The organism is Catenibacterium sp. GCM10023432, from assembly GCF_042651925.1.
In the GTDB taxonomy this organism is placed as follows: Bacteria; Bacillota_I; Bacilli_A; order Erysipelotrichales; family Coprobacillaceae; genus Catenibacterium; species Catenibacterium mitsuoka.
Genome location: NZ_JBHSEB010000006.1, coordinates 1 through 18970 on the forward strand (window position 1 = coordinate 1; position 18970 = coordinate 18970).

Here is an 18970-nt window from a genome sequence, read left to right on the forward strand (position 1 = left end):
ATATCACTTCTAGATAAAATAAAAAACTAGAATTATTACTTGATTAACTTCTAGTTCTATAATACGAAAAGAGTTATTCGTGCTTCTACTTACTTCTCATTTCCATCAAGACATAAATATTCAGACTTTATCTATAATGCCTCACATTTTACAAGTGTGGACTACGATGCTTCTAAACATCAAAAAGGTCTTTATTTATTCAAAGGGAAACATTTTAGTGAGAATGTAGATGATGAATATGATAACTATGATTACTTGATGGGAGCAGATTTAGACTACAACAATCCTGAAGTTGTCAAAGAAGCCATCAACTGGGGACTCTGGTATAAAGATATCACACATCTCGATGGCTTTCGATGTGATGCCATTAAACATATAGACTCTTCTTTCTATGAACATTGGATCACTACAATGCGCCAACATTCTAAAAAAGAACTCTTTTCTGTAGGTGAATACTGGGGAGACATAGATCATTTATGTCATTATCTCAAATCCATACACTTCTGTATGAGTTTATTTGATGTTCCTTTACATTATCATTTCTATGATGCGAGTCATTCTAATGGTTATTATGATATGCGAGAACTCTTCAATAATACGTTAGTACAAAGATATGACAAATATGCTGTCACATTTGTGGATAACCATGATACACAGCCAGGACAATCTCTCACTTCTTTTATTGAAGATTGGTTCAAACCACAGGCCTATGCCTGCATATTATTGAGACAAGAAGGTTATCCATGTATCTTCTATGGAGATTATTATGGTATACCTCATGATCATATTTCATCTAAGAAAGAATTATTAGATAAGATAATGAAACTAAGAAGACAATATGTAGAAGGAATTAGACATGATTATATAGATGATCCTGATGTTATTGGATGGACTTATGAAACAGGACTTGCAGTGATATTAACCAATAGTAAAGGTGACACAAAACGTATGTTTGTAGGTAAACAATATAAGCGTATGACAGATGGTAAACATACAATTGATATTGTAGATGGATATGGAGAGTTCATCTGTGATGCAGCTTCTTTGAACCTTTATGTTGTCTGTAAATAGTTCTATAGGTAGAAATACGATATATATAACTGTGGATAAAATATATTTCCAAATTTTGAAAATACCTGAATTTTAAATGTAAACGGTAGTAAAGTAAGTTAGAATAATTAAAAAGAAGGTGTGGAGAAATTATTCAATAGGGAGGAGACACTTGTTGGAATTTACTTACAGTCAGGTGGAAAGTCTGAATGAGACTGAAGCCTACGTTTATAATTATGTTGTGAAAAACACAAAGAAGGTATTAAATGAAAGTATTCGTGAATTAGCCAATGATACACATGTATCTACGGCAACAATCATGCGTTTTTGTAAGAAGATGGGTTGTGAAGGTTTTACAGAATTAAAGTATAGATTGAAAGAGTCTGAAGAAATGCAGGAGACCAAAGAAGACAATGTGGCTGATCAATTTGGTTTTTTTATAGAAAAAATAAAATCATCTGATTATTTGGATAGTATTCATAGGGCTGCTGAGATTATTAAACAGTCTGATTTAATTCTTACGCTAGGTATTGGTACTACTGGTGATTTTGCAAAATATACATCACGTTTATTAAGTGGTGTGGGCTATTGTTGTTATGGGGTGGATGGAGCTGCTTATCCTGTGCAGAGAGTTGCTGAAGGACATCAGGAAGTTATCATTGCATTTTATGAAAGGATACAAAAAAAGCTTCTTTTTGAAGAAATCTATCGTTATAAGAATAAGAATTATATGATTATTATGTTTTCAAATAATAACATGGGAAGTATGGAACATTTATGTGATGAAGTGATTCATGTTTCTGATGGCAGCGTTATGCTAGGAAAAATACATTCTGGAATTCCTATGCTTTATGCGATAGAAAAACTAGCTTATGAACTAACAAAGTAACATTGTTACAAAAAAATGTAACATGTAACCGTTTTCCAGGGAACGGTTATTTTTTTTATTCTATTGTGATACCCTATGTACATAGTATATTTATTTACAAGTTAAAAGGTACTGTTATGAAAAAGCATTGCGTTTTTATTAGTCTAATAGTTGTTTGTATTGTGATGTTCATCATTACGACTTGGTGTCCATTCTATGTAGTAGAGGGTGAATCCATGAATCCGACATTAGTAAATAATGATGTTGTATGTATTAAGAAAACAAAGTCTTTCAAGCAGGGAGACTTAATTGCGTTTCAGTATAATAATAAGCTGCTGGTGAGAAGAGTGATTGGTTTGTGTGGGGATAAAATCAACATTGATTCAAACGGCTATGTATTTGTGAATGAGAAAAAGTTAGATGAAAACTATATACAGAACAGAAAAGACAATCCACTACGTGACGAAGTATTCCCTTATACAGTTCCAGAAGGACAGATATTTGTATTAGGGGATAATAGACATCGTGCAATAGATTCAAGAATGCGTGATTTAGGTTGTATTGATAATGATAAGATTATTGGTCAAGTCGTTATGAAGATTTATCCTATCACCCACTTTTCTGTTTATTAAGGGAAAGGGGACATTTAGATGACAGAATATAATATTTTAAACAAACCAGGCAGAAAGAAAATGATGTTATTTTTTTGCTTGGTTTTTTTAACAGCTATTGCATTCTTCTATATTAATAGTGCTAGAATGGATGATTTTACATCATTGATTACTGATGCAACTGTACAATATCAAAATAATGGTGTGATGAAGGATTATACAGCTGATGTCCATCTTGAAGACAATACACCTCTTTCTTTCCTTATTAAAGCAACTGTTCCTCAAGGAACACTTGCTTCAATAGAAAATGTAGAAAGTGAAGAAGAAACAACTCAGGAAACAGTTGTAAAGAATCAAACATTAACTTATAACCTACCAGAACAATTAAAGGTAGAAGATACACAAACAAATAAGTTATATCTAGAAAATGATTTAGTACATTCTATTGGTACTTATGAGATTAGAAATAATTTATTAACTATGTATTTTGATGAAGATCATGTGAATACGAATGCAGAAGGTGAATTAAAACTTGCATTGGTATTAGAAACAGATTCTTCTCATGTTATTTATGATGTCAATGGTTCTTCTCTTGTTTCATTCAATACTAAGAATATTGAGTTAAATAAGTATATAGAACAACCTGTTGAAACAACAGTTACTAATCAGATGGATGAACAGGTGGTGGAAGAGGTTAAGAATAATGCGCCTGCCACTTCAGTAGTTAATTCTGCTGCTGTAGCACCTGAAACACCTGTAACAGTATCAGATAATGATACAGCTATTCAGCCAAAAGCTGAAGAAAGTACTGATTTTGGCCAATATATTACATCAGCAGATGTCAGCAAGATCCAAAATGGTAGTTGGGTTTCATCTAAATCATTTGAAGATGGTGATCAGGTTAAGGTGCATATTAACTATAATTTACCTGCAAATATTGTTACAACCGACAAAGATAAAATCTCTTATCAGCTTCCTAATGGCATAAAGCCATTAAAAGAAGAAACTGGTTTAGTATATGCATCTAATGGTAAAGCAGTTGGTACATATCGAATTACCACCGATGGTAAAATCACTATTGATTTTAATGCTGATTTTGCGACTGGGGAACCATTCTCAGGATATATTGAATTCCAGGGTACTGTTTCATCAGATGGTGCTGATGATGATGGTTCAGTAAAATTTGATGGTGATGGTGGTGAAATCACAGTCAAACCAAGTAAAGAGCAATATGATTTGAATATGTCTAAACAAGCTTCATTAAATGAAGATGGAACAGTCAGCTATACAGTCAAAGCAAGTACTAAAAATGGTACTGAAGGTACTGTGAAGATTGAAGATAAGTTTGTAGATTGGAATTCTGCCAAGGCAGAATATAATGTAAATAGCTTTAAAGTAATAAAGAAAGATAAAGATGGTATTAGCACACCGATGACTGCAACACCTTCAATCAATGGTGAATCATTTACTATTAATGATCTTCCAAAACTTGAAGCTGGTGAAAGCTATGAAATCACTTATACAGCAACAGCAACACCTAGTAATAAAGATGGTTCTGGATCACTTACAAATAGTGTAAAAGGAACAAGTGGAAACACCTCAAAAGAAACATCTACATCAATCACTATTTCTAATTCAATGATTTCTAAATATGGTGGATATGACCAGAATACTGGAAAGATGAACTGGAGTATTACAATTAATCCAGATAAGAAAGATATTGGTGGTTATGTATTCAATGATACGATTGATAATAACTTAAAGATTCCTACTCCTATTACTGTAAAGCGAAGTGATGGTTCTACATTTACTATTGACTCACTACCATATACATTCCCACAAGGTTCTAGTCAAACCTATACAATTGAATATCAGACTGATGCGCCAAAAGAGAATGTTATCGTAACGAATACAGGCACCATTGGTAAAGATGGTACAACTTATGAAAGTAGTTATGGTGTTGGTGTAAATCATAGAGACTGGGACATCACAAAATCTTCAACAGGTAATACTGTTTCAGAAGATGGTCAATTTATAACTAATACATGGCAGGCTTATATGAAGCTTCCTGATAAAGAAATTACTTCTGTTACTTATTCTGATGTGATTAAGAATGGTACATCTACTGGAGATAAAGAATTTAATGGTGAACACTATGCAGTCTTATCTCAGTTAAAAGAAGAAATCAATAACAATATTGAACTTAAAGATGCGAATGGAAAATCGATTTTTAAAAATGATTTAGAAATTACTATTAAGTTCTATTCAGATGAAAATAAAAATAATGAAGTTACTGATGATGATGCACATGTTAAAGCATTTGAAGTAACTGTAAAGAAGAAAGATGACAGTGAATTTGTAGGGCAGTCTTTAAATATTTCTTCTTATCATACGACTGCTGATTTAAAAGATGTCAAAGAAGGTATTGATTATTATTTTGTGAACAAAGGTACTGTTCAGGATAAAGAATCTGAAAGTAAAGTCACTTACAACAAGCCTAAGAAGTTTGTGAAACAGGGCTTTGGTAAGATCGATGGTGGTACATATGATAAATACTCTTCTAGTAAAGTAAGTACTGATTATATAAGTCGTGATGGAAAACTATATTATAGAATCATATTTACTCCAGACTCAAATGAACAAATCAGTGTGACTGATACATTACCTAAAGGTACAAAGTTATTTAAAAAAGGAGAACGTGCTGATTATACTAATAGCAGTTATAAATCAAATCCTGCAGATCGTGGTTCCCCTGAAGCAATCTACCATTTTGGTGATAATGCTGAATGGTATTGTGATGGAGATGCGAATTTTACAGATATAAGAAAATATTTCAAATATTCATATGATGAAACTACTAATAAAATAACTTTCACATTTACTACAGGCTATAACCAAGCAGATGGTGATTATAATACAGGAAAGAGAGATCATCCTAATGGTGCCATTGCGATTTATTATGCAGTTGATATTACTTCTGATGAATTCTGGAAAGATCTAAAGAATGAGAATAAAGAATATACAAATACATTAGAGTATGAAGGAAAGAGTCAGGAACAGCATACTGAGGTAGAACGCGAAACTCAGAATGTAACAAAAACAGCAAGACAGATTGAGAATTCTACAAAAGTAGAGTATTTAGTTGTTATTAATCCTGCAGCAAAGGATTTGAATCCTAAGTCAGATAAAGTAACTCTTACTGATAAACTGGAGTATTATGACAATAACATTTCACCTTACTTAGTTCTATCTAGTTTGAAATTATATGAATATGATGCTAATAAAGATGATCATAAAGGTAAGTTGATAGATGCAAGTCGATATCAAGTTCAAATAGATGATGCAACACATAAACTAACAGTAACACTTCCTGATGAGTTAGCATGTGTTCTTGGATATCAATATGATTTTGATATTGGACAGGCAGCTTATCCAACTATAAAAAATACTGTTTCTCTAGAAGGAGAATTTAGTTCTTCAGTAGATACAAGGATTGATACTAATGATTCTTCAGCAGGAGTTGTAAGAGGTAAGATGACTATCTATAAGGTAGACAGTAAAGATTACTCTAAGAAACTTCCAAATGCAAAATTTAAATTATATAAATTTGATTCAACTAATAAACAATGGGGTGTTATAAAGAATGGTAGTTCAGAAGAGTTTGTCACAAATGATAAAGGAGAAATTGTTTTTTCTGGATCTAGTGAGGATAAATTCTTAGTAGCAAATACACTGTATAAGCTAGAAGAAACAGAAGCACCTTCTGGCTATGACAAGGACGAGAATCCACATTACTTTGTGATTTATCAAGCAGATCAAAATAAGACAAAACAAGATGCGCAAACTGCTTTAACTGAACAGGGTATTCCTAATGTAAATCTTTATAATGATGTATCATATATTCCAAACAATAAAGAAGTATCTTTATATGTTCCAAATGATTCTAACAGCATTTCTGTAAAGAAGGTCTGGGTTGATCAGGAAAATAAGGGTACTACACCAGGTGCTTCTAATGTAAAACTTCAGTTATATAGAGTGACAAAGAAGAAGAAAACATTTAATGTCACACTTCATTTTAGTGGTGCATGGGGTAGTACATTATTAAAAACAGTGCAAGCTGCTCAAAACAAATCATTACATATAGAAGATTTGAATTGGTCTATAAGTGAGAATTTTGTGAAGAGTAATTTTGAAGTCACAAAGAATGGTAATAATTTTGGGACAGTAACTTGTTCTAAGGAAGGTACTACAGGAATTATAAATATTCAAACTGAACCAATCACTGAGAATTGTGATATTTATATCACAGCCAATAATAATGCATTCTGGTTTAGTGATAATGTTTCAATTACTCATGATGATCCTGAGATAGAAACAACAAAACAACCTAAGGGTGATTCAGTAACATTAGATGAGTCTAATAACTGGTCACATACTTGGAACGATCTAACTTCTAAATCAGAGAGTGGTGAAGATTATTACTATACTGTAGAAGAAGTAGGAGCACCTTCAGGATATCAGGTGTCTTATACAAACAATGATGGTATTCAAGAAGGAGATATTACAGTTACTAACAAGAAGCTAGATAACTATGATCTTCCAGATACTGGAGGATTCGGTACTTTTGGTTATTACGCAATTGGGGCCCTATTTATTACAGCGACTCTATTTGCTTATATAGCAAATATAAAAAAGAAGGGGGCTTATAACTAGTAATAACAAACATTAATATGTGTATTTCAACGAGGGAAGAGTTTTATTAAAAAATGGATATCATATGGACAAGGAGGAAAAAACGATATGAAACTATTTAAAAAACTCGCAAGTTTCATACTTGCATTCGCAATGGTTATGGCAATTGCTATGCCATCAGTAGTAATGGCGGCTGATAATGGTTCTATTACTATTACAGGTGCTAAAACTGGTCATACTTTTGAAGCTTATCAGATTTTTGCTGGTGAAGTATCAGGTAAGACACTTTCAAATCTTAAATGGGGTAATGGAGTTAATGAAGATGGCCGTAATAAATTAGGAAGTGCTAAAGAAAATGCTGAAAAATTAAAAAACGAAACTGATGCAAAAGATTTTGCTTATAAAGTAGCTAAGTATTTAGGCACATCAGCTGGTGAAAGTACACGTTATGGTGAAAATTATAAGATTGAAAACTTAGCACCAGGTTATTATTTAGTAAAAGATAAAGACGGTACAGTTCCTGAGGCTGAGACTTATACAAAATTTATTTTAAAAGTTGTAGGTACTGCTGAAGTAAAAGTTAAATCAGAAGTGCCAACATCACAGAAAAAAGTAAAGGACACAAACGATACTACAGGTGCTACAACAGACTGGCAGGATTCTGCTGACTATGATATCGGTGATCAGGTTCCTTTCCAGCTAACAGGTACAGTTGCAAAGGATTTCTCAGATTATAAAGGTGCATATAAATTAGTGTTCCATGATAAAGAATCATCTGGTTTAACTTTTAATCAAAATACAGTAGTAGTAAAAGTAGATGGAAACAAGATTGAGACTGGTTATACTGTCAAAACTACAGGACTAGAAGATGGCTGTTCTTTTGAAGTAGTATTTGATGATCTTAAACAAATCGATTCAGTGCATAATGGTTCTGTAATCACTGTTGAATATACTTCTGAATTAAATGGCAATGCAGTAATTGGTTTACCTGGTAACCCAAATGAAATGCGTATGGAATTCTCAAATAATCCAAACGTAGAACAAAATGGTACAACTACTTATACTCCATGGGATAAAGTAATTGTATTTACATATAAAACAATTATTAATAAAGTTGATTCTGAAAATCATTCATTAGCAGGTGCTGCATTCAAATTAGAAAAAGTAAATAAAGATGGTTCAAATACACTAGTTAAAGAATTTACAGCAGATGAGAACCCAACATCATTTGAATTTAAAGGATTAGATGATGGTAAATATATCCTTACAGAAACAAAAACTCCAGAAGGGTATAATACTATGGATCCTATCACTTTTGAAATTACTGCAACTCATGATGTAGAAAGTAGTAATCCAACATTAACTGAATTAAGTGGAAATAAAGTTACTGGTGAAATTGAATTCACTGTTTCAAAAGATGATGGTTCACTTACTGCAGATGTAGTTAACAACAAAGGTTCAGAACTTCCTGAAACAGGTGGTATGGGTACTACAGTATTATATGCTGCAGGTACACTTATGATTCTTGCAGCTGCTGCATTCTTAGTAATGAAGAAAAAGGCAGAAAGTAAGTAATATAAAACAATAAGGAGTGTCCTATAATGACAAAGAAGTTAACCAATGCATTTATAACTTTAATATTCATTATGGGGCTTTCCTTACTTATTTATCCTAGTTTCAGTAACTATTGGAATCAAAGACATCAAACAAGAGCTATTGCTGGATATGAAGAAAAGGTAGAAAACCTGACTGATAAACAATATCAAAAGCTCTGGAATGATGCCACTCTATACAATACAAACCTGAAACAAACACTCTCTACTTTGAACAATCAAGAGAAGAAACTCTATGAGTCTACTCTTGATGTCACTGGTACGGGTATGATGGGTTATGTGGAAATCCCTAAAATCAATGTCTCTCTTCCTATATATCATGGAACAGATGCTGAAATCTTACAGATTGCGATAGGACATATCCCAGGTACTTCATTACCGGTAGGTGGAGAGAGTACACATTGTGTCATATCTGGACATAGAGGATTACCAAGTGCACAGCTTTTTACTGATATCGATCAGTTAAAGAAGGGTGATACCTTCATGCTTCAGGTATTAGATCAAACTCTTTATTATGAAGTTGATCAAATTAAAACAGTCCTTCCTACAGAAACAGATGATCTGAAGATTGTAGAAGGACAGGACTACTGTACTCTTATGACATGCACGCCCTATGGTGTTAATACTCATAGACTGCTTGTAAGAGGACATCGTATCAATAAGACAAATCTAAGAATAAGAAGAGATTTAGTTAAAGCAGATCCAGTACTCATTGATGTGTTCTGGGTAGTACTTGCAATTATTATTGCATTTATCTGGTATTTAACATCAATCAAGGAAAAATATAAAGAAAGGTGATGACAGCAATTATATGGGGAAAAGATTAAAAAAATACATATTATGTTTTACAGTTCTACTGTCAGTCGCTGTGTTTAATTCATTCCAGGTAGCTGCTGTCAATGTCAATAAGAAATGCTCTTTGACACTCAATGAATGTATTTCAGGGTTAAATGTTCATTTGTATCGTGTCGCAAGTGTTTCGGATGATGGTAGTTATCATTACACCGATGCTTTCAAGGAAGCAGAAACAAATACAAATATTCAATTGGATCAGCTAAAAACAAGTGAAGACCTTAAAAATGCGGCTATCACATTAAAGGGATATGCGGCAAGTCAAAAAGCTCTCACTAAACAGGCAACTTCTTCTAAAGTTGCATATACAGGTCTTAAAACAGGACTCTATCTTATTACGACAGATAACTTAGAATTCAATGGAACAACTTATACCTATTTACCTTACTTAATTTCTTTACCACAGGGGACAAGTTATGATGTATCCATTGACTTTACTAAATATTCAAAGAATCCCTCTCATGAATATAAGATAGTGAAGCATTGGATTGATAATGGGTCTAAACATCCAGACAAAATCTATGTAGAACTCTATAACGGTTCTACTTATATCAAGACAATCGTACTAGATGCTGCACATAATTATGCTTTTTCATGGAAAAGTGAACAAGTTATGAATTACAGCATTAAAGAAAAGAGTGTCAAAGGTTATAAAGGTATTGTTTCTTCAGTATGCAGTGAATCTAAGACTGAATATATTATCACTAATACAAATACAGATACACCTAAGAAAGATTCTCATGTTAAAACCGGGGATACAACAAGAATCAATCATTGGTTGACATTATTAACTGTATCAGGATTATTCCTGATTGTATTAGGTAGACTATTTAGACATGAAAAAGATTAGTCATTTATTCATGACACTAGGGTGCTTATGTATCCTAGTGTCTTGTTGCTTGTTTGGTTATGAGAAGTATCGTCAAAATAAAGAAATAAAGGAATTACAAGGACTTTATAACCAGACTATACAACTTATCCCCGATACCTATATTCCTTCTGATAATGGCTATTTAGATGTACAAGGATATGATATACAGGCAGTCGTCCAAGCTGGTGACATCAAGTGGGTCATAGGTAAAGAAGATAATCTACCACACTATAAGAATAAGAATATAGTCATACCAGACTTATATCTAAAACAAATGCAGTCACTCAAGAGTAAAGATATACTTACAATTCAATCTATTTCAGGCTATAAGACCCAATATGAATTGGAAGTCATTGGTGAAGTCGATATACTTTCAAGTGATACGCTGTATATGTATTGTAAGAGTGGATCACAATATTACTGCATTAACTTAATTATGGTGTAAATTTTAGATAAAATAGAAAATATTAATAAATGTATAAGAAAAATAGAAAAAGTAGTTGACAATATATTGATTATTCAGTATGATGAGTTCACAAATTAAGAACTACTTAGTATAAATACAGTGAAAAGAAATAGTAGATATCCAAAAGAAGCATAGAGAGTCCTTGGGTGGTGTAAAAGGATGTTTGGAGGATATTGAATTCGTCTTGGAGTAGAGCGTTGAATGAAGTAGGCGTTTCCGGTCACAACCGTTACATTGTCAGAGTATGATAGTACTCGTTGAGATATATCTAGTGATAGATATATAAAATAAGGTGGTAACACGAAGATACACTCTCGTCCTTATAGGATGAGAGTCTTTTATTTATACAGGTAGATGATCAAAGGAGAAAAAGATTATGATTATTGTATTCAAACCAAAAACAAGTGAAGAAGATGTAAAAAAGATTCAGGAAAAGGTAGAAGCGAAGGGATTAGAAACACATTTAGTAGTCGGTCATGATGTCACTATCTGTGGTGTAATCGGTGATACGACTAGAGTAGATCCTAGAGATATTGAAGTTTCACCTTCTGTAGAAAAGGTTATGAGAGTTGAACAGCCTTATAAATTAGCTAACCGTGCATTCCATCCAGAAGATACTATTGTGGATGTAGATGGTGTAAAAGTAGGTGGAGGCCATATGGCTCTTATTGCTGGTCCTTGTTCTGTAGAATCAGAAGAACAGGTTATTGCGATTGCCAAGGAAGTAAAAGCAGCTGGTGCTAATATGCTTAGAGGTGGTGCATTCAAGCCTAGAACATCTCCATATGCATTCCAGGGATTAGGTTCTACAGGTTTAGATTACTTAGTAGCTGCTAAGAAAGAAACAGGCTTACCAATCGTATCAGAACTTATGAGTGCTGATGATATTGATGAATTCAATGAAAAGGTAGACCTCGTTCAGATTGGTGCAAGAAATATGCAGAACTTCACTTTACTTAAGGAAGTAGGTGCAAGAGTCAAAAAGCCTATCCTATTAAAGAGAGGACTAAGTGCAACATATCAGGAATGGATCATGAGTGCAGAATATATCATGGCAAGTGGTAATGAGAATGTCATCCTATGTGAAAGAGGTGTAAGAACATTCGAAACATATACAAGAAACACTCTAGACTTACAGGCTATTCCAGTACTTAGAAAAATGACTCATCTCCCTGTAATCATTGACCCATCACATGCTGGTGGTAAATGGTGGTTAGTAGAACCAATGGCTAAGGCAAGTGTTGCGGCAGGATGTGATGGATTACTTATTGAAGTACATAATGATCCTGAACATGCATTATGTGATGGGGCTCAGTCATTAAAACCTGAAAAATATACTAAACTTATTAGTGAACTAAGAGAAATCGGTAAGGTTGTTGGAAAGGAAATCTAATATGAAACTAAATGTGAACTTAGGAAAAGATAGTTACCCTATATATATTGAACAAGGTATTTTAAACAAAGCCAAAGAACTTATTTCCCAAGTCTTCACAGGTGCGAAAATCGTTATTGTCTCTGACGATAACGTTTTTCCACTTTATGGAGAACAGTTGGTCAATCAGTTAAAAGACTCTTACGAAGTCTCTACAGTCGTTATTCCTCATGGAGAACCATCTAAGAGATTTGATATTCTACCTTCTATCTATTCACAGTTATTAGAAGCTAAGATTACAAGAACTGATTTATTGATTGCGTTAGGTGGAGGTGTTATTGGTGATCTAGCAGGATTTGTGGCTAGTACTTATATGCGTGGTATTAAGTTTGTTCAGATTCCAACTTCACTATTATCACAGGTAGACTCTTCAGTAGGGGGGAAGGTTGCCGTAGATTTACCAGAAGGAAAGAACTTAGTCGGTGCTTTTAAACATCCATTACTTGTTTTAATTGATTCATTAACACTTAAAACATTGGACCCTCATTTCATTACTGATGGTATGGGAGAAGTCATTAAGTATGGTTGTATAAAAGATAAAGCTTTATTTGATCAATTAGCACAGTATAAGGATTTTGATGATCTTTATAAAGATATTGATGAAATTATTTATAAATGTGTAGATATCAAGAGAGATGTTGTAGAAAAGGATCTTTATGACTTTGGTGATCGTTTATGCTTGAACTTTGGTCATACAATTGGACACTCAATCGAGCAGCATTTCCATTACGAAAAGTATTCTCATGGTGAAGCAGTAGGTATTGGTATGGTGGCTATTACTCGTATCGCAGAACTTAAAGGATTATGTGAACAAGGCACTACTAAACGTATAGAAGAAGCCTTAAGTCATTATAACCTTCCTGCTCATGCCAATGTCCCTACAAAAGAACTACTTAAAGCCATTGATTTCGATAAGAAAAACATCAATTCAACACTATCTTTTGTTTTACTTAAAACAATAGGAGAGTATTATGTACATAAGGATCAGAAAGAGATGATTCTGGAAGTAGAGGACATATAATGACAAAAATCACTATTACACCAAAAACACTTCAAGGAACAATTGCGGTTCCACCTTCTAAATCATTAGCCCATCGTGCTATTATCTGTGCAGCACTCGCACCAGGTATGAGCCGTATTAGTGGTATTGATTATTCAGAAGACATTGAAGCCACTATAGAAGGCATGAAAGCCTTAGGCGCGATTATTAAGCAGGAAGGCGATACTTTAATTATTGATGGTTCTATTACATTAGGACTTGGAAGAGTAGAAATAGATGCTCGTGAATCAGGCTCTACATTACGTTTCCTTATGCCTTTATCACTCGTTAACTTTTCTCGTGTACACTTTGTCGGTAAAGGAAAACTAGGACAAAGACCACTTGATGTATACTATGATATCTTTGATAAACAAAAGATTGCCTATCTTAGAAAAGACTCAGAACGTTTAGATGTTATTCTAGATGGTCAGCTTCATTCAGATATATTTGAAGTACCAGGTAATGTTTCTTCACAATTTATCAGTGGATTGTTATTTACTTTACCTTTATTACAGGGTGATTCTTTAATTAAAATAACAACACCTTTAGAATCTAAAGGCTATATTGATTTAACACTTGATATGTTAGAAAAGTTTGGTATTGAAATCATTAATCATGATTATCAGGCATTCCAGATTCGTGGTAATCAGAACTATAAACCATGTGATTACAATGTAGAAGCAGACTTCTCACAAGCCGCTTTCTATCTAGTGGCTGATTTACTCGGCAGTGATATTACACTTACTAATCTTAATATGCACTCATCACAAGGTGATAGAGCTATTTTAGATATTATGAAACAGATGGGTGGAGAAATTGTAGAAACAAGTGAGGGTATTAAAGTGGTCTGCGATAAAATCAAACCAGCCACTATTGATGCTTCTCAATGTCCAGATTTGATGCCTGTTGTATCAGTGGCTTGCGGTCTAGCAGAAGGGACATCACACATCATCAATGCAGGACGTTTACGTATTAAAGAATGCGACCGTTTAACTGCTTCTGTAGAACTATTAAAAGCGACTGGCATAGATGCAGTTGAAGAAGAAGACAGTATGACTATTACTGGATCAACTTCTTATAACAAAGCAGAAGTGACAAGTTCTAATGACCATCGTATGTGTATGGCTGAAGCTATTTTATCTACACGTGCCAATGGTTCAATTACTATAGATGATAAGGATTGTGTAAAGAAGAGTTATCCAGGCTTCTTTGAAGACTTCAAGTCACTAGGTGGTGAGTACCATGAGTGCTAATTGGGGACATCATATTGAATTATCTTTATTTGGTGAAAGCCATGGTAAAGCTATTGGAATCACAATAGGCAATCTTCCTGCTGGTATTAAGTTAGATATGGATGCTATTAATAAAGATATGCAAAGACGTGCTCCAGGTAAGAACAAAATGAGTACGCAAAGAAAAGAAGCAGACGAAGTAGAAATACTCAGTGGTGTCTTAGATGGCTATACAACAGGTGCACCACTATGTGGAATTATTAAAAATACATCTCAGCATTCTAGGGATTATTCTTATTTGAAGGATAATATGCGTCCAGGTCATTCAGATTATCCTGCTTATATTAAATATAAAGGCTTTAATGATGTCAGAGGCGGAGGACACTTCTCTGGAAGACTTACAGCACCAATCGTTTTTGCAGGTGCTATCGCAAAACAGATTTTAAAAGAAAAAGGTATTCATGTCGGTGCACATATTCTATCTATTAAAGATGTGAAAGATACGCATTATCCACTAAATATTACTCCAGCTTACTTAGAAGAACTCAACCAGAAAGACTATCCTGTTATTCATGATGATATTTATGCACAGATGCAGGAAACAATTGAAAAAGCAAGAAAAGAAGGCAACAGTGTAGGTGGAAAGATTGAATGTGCTGTGACAGGACTCCCTGCTGGAGTTGGAAATCCTTTCTTTGATAGTATTGAAGCTCATTTATCACCATTACTTTTCAGTATTCCTGCTGTAAAGTCAGTCTCATTTGGTGATTTAGATGATATTACTCTACTCAAAGGAACAGAGGCGAATGATGCTTATTATTATGAAGGAGAAGAAGTCAAGACTTCTACAAACCATAATGGTGGTATTACTGGTGGTATTTCTAATGGTATGCCATTATTATTTACAGTAGGTATTAAACCAACACCATCTATCTCTTTAAAACAGAAAACAATCAATGTGAAAACACATGAAAATACAGAATTAGAAATTGTTGGAAGACACGATCCATGTATCATTCCTCGTGCAATTGTTGTTGTGGAAGCTATGGCAGCACTAGGTGTATTAGATATGCTGGAGGCACTATGAAAGATTTAAAAACTTGTCGAGAAGAAATAGATGCAATTGATAAAGAAATCATCGCTTTATTTGAAAAACGTATGCATGTTGCGAAAGATGTTATTACATATAAATTAGCCCATGATATGCAGATTTTTCAGAAGGATAGAGAAAAAGAGGTTATTCAAAAGAATGTAGATCGTCTAGAAGATAAGTCTCTTGAAGCCTATGCGAAAACGTTTGTTCAGGATACAATGAATTTATCTAAAAGCTATCAGTCTACTTTTATTCCTTTAAAGAAATATGAAGCAACAGAATTTAAAGAATACTTTAAAGTAGGGTATCAGGGTGTTCCTGGTTCTTTCTCTAATCAGGCTATGAAAAGCTGGTTTGGAGACATTGAAGGCATCAACTATCCTCGCTTTGAAGATGTCTATAAGGCATTAGAAGAAGGAGATATAGACTATGGTGTACTTCCTCTAGAAAACTCCTCTACAGGCGCTATTAATGATAACTATGACTTACTCACTAAGTATGGCTTTTATATTGTAGGTGAGCAGTCTATCACAATAGACCAGAATCTACTTGGTATCAAAGGAGCTACTTTAGACGATATCAAAGATGTCTATAGTCATGTACAGGGCTTAAAACAGACTTCTGAATTCTTAAATTCACATCATATTGAAGGTCATGAGTATTTGAACACTGCTGCAGCTGCAAAATATATCAGTGAAGCACAGGATAAGACAATAGGAGCGATTGCCTCTAGTGAAGCAGCTAAGCTCTATAATCTTGATATTATTGCCAAGGCAATACAAAATGATCAAAGCAATCATACACGCTTTATCATTATCGCAAGACAATATGAAATAAGACCATCTGCCAATCGTATCAGTATGGTCTTCACAGTCAATCATGAAGTCGGTGCTCTTTATGAAGTCATGAGAGTCGTTAAGGAACACAACATCAACATGGCCCGCATTGAATCAAGACCACTTCCATTGTCTCCATGGGAATACTATTTCTATTTAGATATAGATGGTAACTTGAATCAGGATCATGTACAGCGTGCCTTACAGGAAATCAAAACATATACCAATACATTTAGAATGATTGGTAACTATGAAAGGAAGGAATCATGAAAAATATCGTTTTAATTGGAATCATGGGAAGTGGTAAAACTACATTCGGACATATGCTTTCACAAAAAACAGGTCATGAAATGATTGACTTAGATGATTATCTTGTGAATCGCTTTAATATGTCCATTCCAGATATGTTTGCGATTTCTGAAGACTATTTTAGAAATAATGAAACAACATGCTGTAAAGAAGTATCTGAGTTAGAAGGGAAGATCATCTCTACTGGTGGTGGGGTGATTAAAAGACCTGAAAACATTGCATATCTAAAGAAAAATGGTGTTGTTTTCTATATTGACCGTCCAATTGAAGATATTGTGAAGGATGTCGATCCAAGTGGCAGACCCCTATTACAGGATGGTCCAGACAAGCTTTATGCTTTAGATAAAGAACGTAGAGATAAATATATGTCGTCATGTGACTATCATATTATAAATGATGGTTCCCTTGAAAAAGTCATCAATTCTATTCTAGATATCATGAATAATTACAATAAATCCTCATTATAAGGGGATTTTTTTTGTATTTGCATAAAGTGTAAGAATATACTATAATGTGCTTTGTTTTGAGAGGAGAAAACAATGGAAAAATTATTTCACTTAAAAGAACATGGGACAAATGTTAAGACTGAAATACTAGCTGGTATTACTACTTTCTTAGCAATGGCCTATATTCTTGCAGTCAACCCTGCCATCTTAGGACAGGCACACATGAGTCATCAGGGGGTCTTCTTAGCGACTGCAATCTCTGCAGGTGCCGCAAGCATCTTCATGGGATTAATGGCAAACTACCCTGTATCTCTTGCGCCAGGTATGGGTGTTAACGCATTATTCACTTATACAATTGTAGGACAGATGGGATTATCACCTGAAGGGGCATTGGCCTGTGTATTCGTGTCAGGTATCATCTTTGTCATCATTACAGTGACAAACATCCGTCGTATGATTATTAATGCGATTCCTGCACAGTTAAAGCTTGCGATTGGTGCAGGTATTGGTTTCTTTGTTGCATTCGTAGGTTTAAAGAATGCAGGTATCGTAGTGGCAAGTGAATCTACATTTGTAGCATTAGGAAACTTAAAGAATCCAACAGTATTACTTGCTTTATTTGGAATCATCATCACATTAGTATTATTAGTAAAGAATAAGCCAGCAGCCGTATTCTATGGCTTAATCATTACTGCGGTAGTTGGTGTTGTATTTGGTTCAGTTTTTGGATTAAAAGGTATGCCACAGTTACCAACTAAAGTTGTATCAGTTAACTTTGATTTCAGCTTAGTAGGTGCTTTTGCAAGAGGGTTCAACGAAATGTTCACTCATCCACAGTGTATCGTTGCAATTTTCTCATTATTATTCGTAGACTTCTTTGATACAGCCGGTACATTAGTAGCTGTTGCATCAAAGGCTGATCTTATTGATGAAAATGGTGAATTAGTGAATGTTGAACGTGCATTACTTGCAGATGCAGTAGGTACAGTATTTGGTTCAATGATTGGTACTTCTACAGTGACATCTTTCGTAGAATCTACTTCAGGTGTTGGAGTAGGAGGACGTACAGGCTTAACTGCATGTACAACAGGAATCTGTTTCTTATTAACAGTATTCTTCTATCCAGTATTATCTATGATTACTGATGCAGTCACTGCCCCAGCTTTAGTTATCGTTGGTATCTTAATGGCTTCACAGTTAAAGGATATCAAGTGGGATAACTTGGTCTTTGCGGCAAGTGGTTTCGTTACAATCATCTTCATGATTCTTGGATATTCAATTAGTAATGGTATCGCATTAGGATTCATCGTTTATGTTATCAGCATGATTGCGACAGGTCAGGCTAAAGATATCAACAAGATGGTCTGGGTACTATTCTTACTATTTATCGCATATTTCGCATTCTTAATCTAAAAACCAGCATTGCTGGTTTTTTTTCTTTTGTTCATATAATGTTTTTAAAACGTGAGTATAATAATACTCAAAGGAGTGAGAAGTGTGAAACAAAAATCAATCAAAACGTATAAAAAAAGACGAACTTAAAAACAAGTTTGAATAATT

Annotated in this window: 15 protein-coding genes and 1 other annotated feature; all 15 genes read left to right on the top strand. The window is 34.0% G+C overall.

The window, feature by feature from the left end; genetic code table 11:
- The first annotated feature begins 75 nt into the window (after window positions 1–75).
- The 15 genes from ACFOZZ_RS02020 (at window position 76) to ACFOZZ_RS02090 (ending at window position 18823) form a co-directional block, all read left to right on the top strand.
- The gene (locus ACFOZZ_RS02020; RefSeq protein ID WP_376814605.1) at window positions 76–1071 is read left to right on the top strand and encodes an alpha-amylase; all 996 of its coding nucleotides are present in this window, start codon (window positions 76–78) and stop codon (window positions 1069–1071) included.
- A gap of 154 nt (window positions 1072–1225) precedes the next feature.
- Window positions 1226–1939 carry a MurR/RpiR family transcriptional regulator gene (locus tag ACFOZZ_RS02025; protein WP_055232720.1) on the top strand — a complete coding sequence of 238 codons (714 nt, stop codon included), beginning with the start codon at window positions 1226–1228 and terminating at the stop codon, window positions 1937–1939.
- A 116-nt stretch (window positions 1940–2055) separates the two neighbouring features.
- A complete protein-coding gene (gene lepB, locus ACFOZZ_RS02030) occupies window positions 2056–2550 on the top strand; it encodes a signal peptidase I (protein ID WP_278861767.1) in 495 nt (164 codons plus the stop codon).
- 18 nt (window positions 2551–2568) lie between these two features.
- Window positions 2569–7242, top strand: coding sequence for a SpaA isopeptide-forming pilin-related protein (locus ACFOZZ_RS02035; protein WP_376814600.1), 4674 nt, complete (start codon window positions 2569–2571; stop codon window positions 7240–7242).
- Window positions 7243–7329: 87 nt separating this feature from the next.
- Window positions 7330–8796 carry an isopeptide-forming domain-containing fimbrial protein gene (locus tag ACFOZZ_RS02040; RefSeq protein WP_376814601.1) on the top strand — a complete coding sequence of 489 codons (1467 nt, stop codon included), beginning with the start codon at window positions 7330–7332 and terminating at the stop codon, window positions 8794–8796.
- 26 nt (window positions 8797–8822) lie between these two features.
- Window positions 8823–9632, top strand: a complete 810-nt coding sequence (locus tag ACFOZZ_RS02045; RefSeq protein WP_055232711.1) for a class C sortase — start codon at window positions 8823–8825, stop codon at window positions 9630–9632.
- Between the two features lie 13 nt (window positions 9633–9645).
- The gene (locus tag ACFOZZ_RS02050; protein WP_278780674.1) at window positions 9646–10536 is read left to right on the top strand and encodes a Cna B-type domain-containing protein; all 891 of its coding nucleotides are present in this window, start codon (window positions 9646–9648) and stop codon (window positions 10534–10536) included.
- Window positions 10523–11002, top strand: a complete 480-nt coding sequence (locus ACFOZZ_RS02055) for a hypothetical protein (RefSeq protein WP_376814602.1) — start codon at window positions 10523–10525, stop codon at window positions 11000–11002. The genes ACFOZZ_RS02050 and ACFOZZ_RS02055 overlap by 14 nt, the downstream gene beginning before the upstream one ends.
- Window positions 11003–11113: 111 nt before the next feature.
- Window positions 11114–11348, top strand: a binding site (T-box leader).
- A 51-nt stretch (window positions 11349–11399) separates the two neighbouring features.
- Complete coding sequence (gene aroF, locus ACFOZZ_RS02060; protein ID WP_055232705.1) at window positions 11400–12416, top strand: 3-deoxy-7-phosphoheptulonate synthase; 1017 nt, start codon at window positions 11400–11402, stop codon at window positions 12414–12416.
- Window position 12417: 1 nt separating this feature from the next.
- Window positions 12418–13476 carry a 3-dehydroquinate synthase gene (gene aroB / locus ACFOZZ_RS02065; RefSeq protein ID WP_376814603.1) on the top strand — a complete coding sequence of 353 codons (1059 nt, stop codon included), beginning with the start codon at window positions 12418–12420 and terminating at the stop codon, window positions 13474–13476.
- Window positions 13476–14747, top strand: a complete 1272-nt coding sequence (aroA, locus tag ACFOZZ_RS02070) for a 3-phosphoshikimate 1-carboxyvinyltransferase (RefSeq protein WP_376814604.1) — start codon at window positions 13476–13478, stop codon at window positions 14745–14747. The genes aroB and aroA overlap by 1 nt, the downstream gene beginning before the upstream one ends.
- A complete protein-coding gene (aroC, locus tag ACFOZZ_RS02075; RefSeq protein WP_278780747.1) occupies window positions 14737–15813 on the top strand; it encodes a chorismate synthase in 1077 nt (358 codons plus the stop codon). The genes aroA and aroC overlap by 11 nt, the downstream gene beginning before the upstream one ends.
- A complete protein-coding gene (locus tag ACFOZZ_RS02080) occupies window positions 15810–16925 on the top strand; it encodes a bifunctional chorismate mutase/prephenate dehydratase (protein WP_278780748.1) in 1116 nt (371 codons plus the stop codon). The genes aroC and ACFOZZ_RS02080 overlap by 4 nt, the downstream gene beginning before the upstream one ends.
- The gene (locus tag ACFOZZ_RS02085) at window positions 16922–17431 is read left to right on the top strand and encodes a shikimate kinase (protein ID WP_055232695.1); all 510 of its coding nucleotides are present in this window, start codon (window positions 16922–16924) and stop codon (window positions 17429–17431) included. The genes ACFOZZ_RS02080 and ACFOZZ_RS02085 overlap by 4 nt, the downstream gene beginning before the upstream one ends.
- A gap of 72 nt (window positions 17432–17503) precedes the next feature.
- A complete protein-coding gene (locus ACFOZZ_RS02090) occupies window positions 17504–18823 on the top strand; it encodes an NCS2 family permease (RefSeq protein ID WP_055232694.1) in 1320 nt (439 codons plus the stop codon).
- Window positions 18824–18970 lie beyond the last annotated feature (147 nt).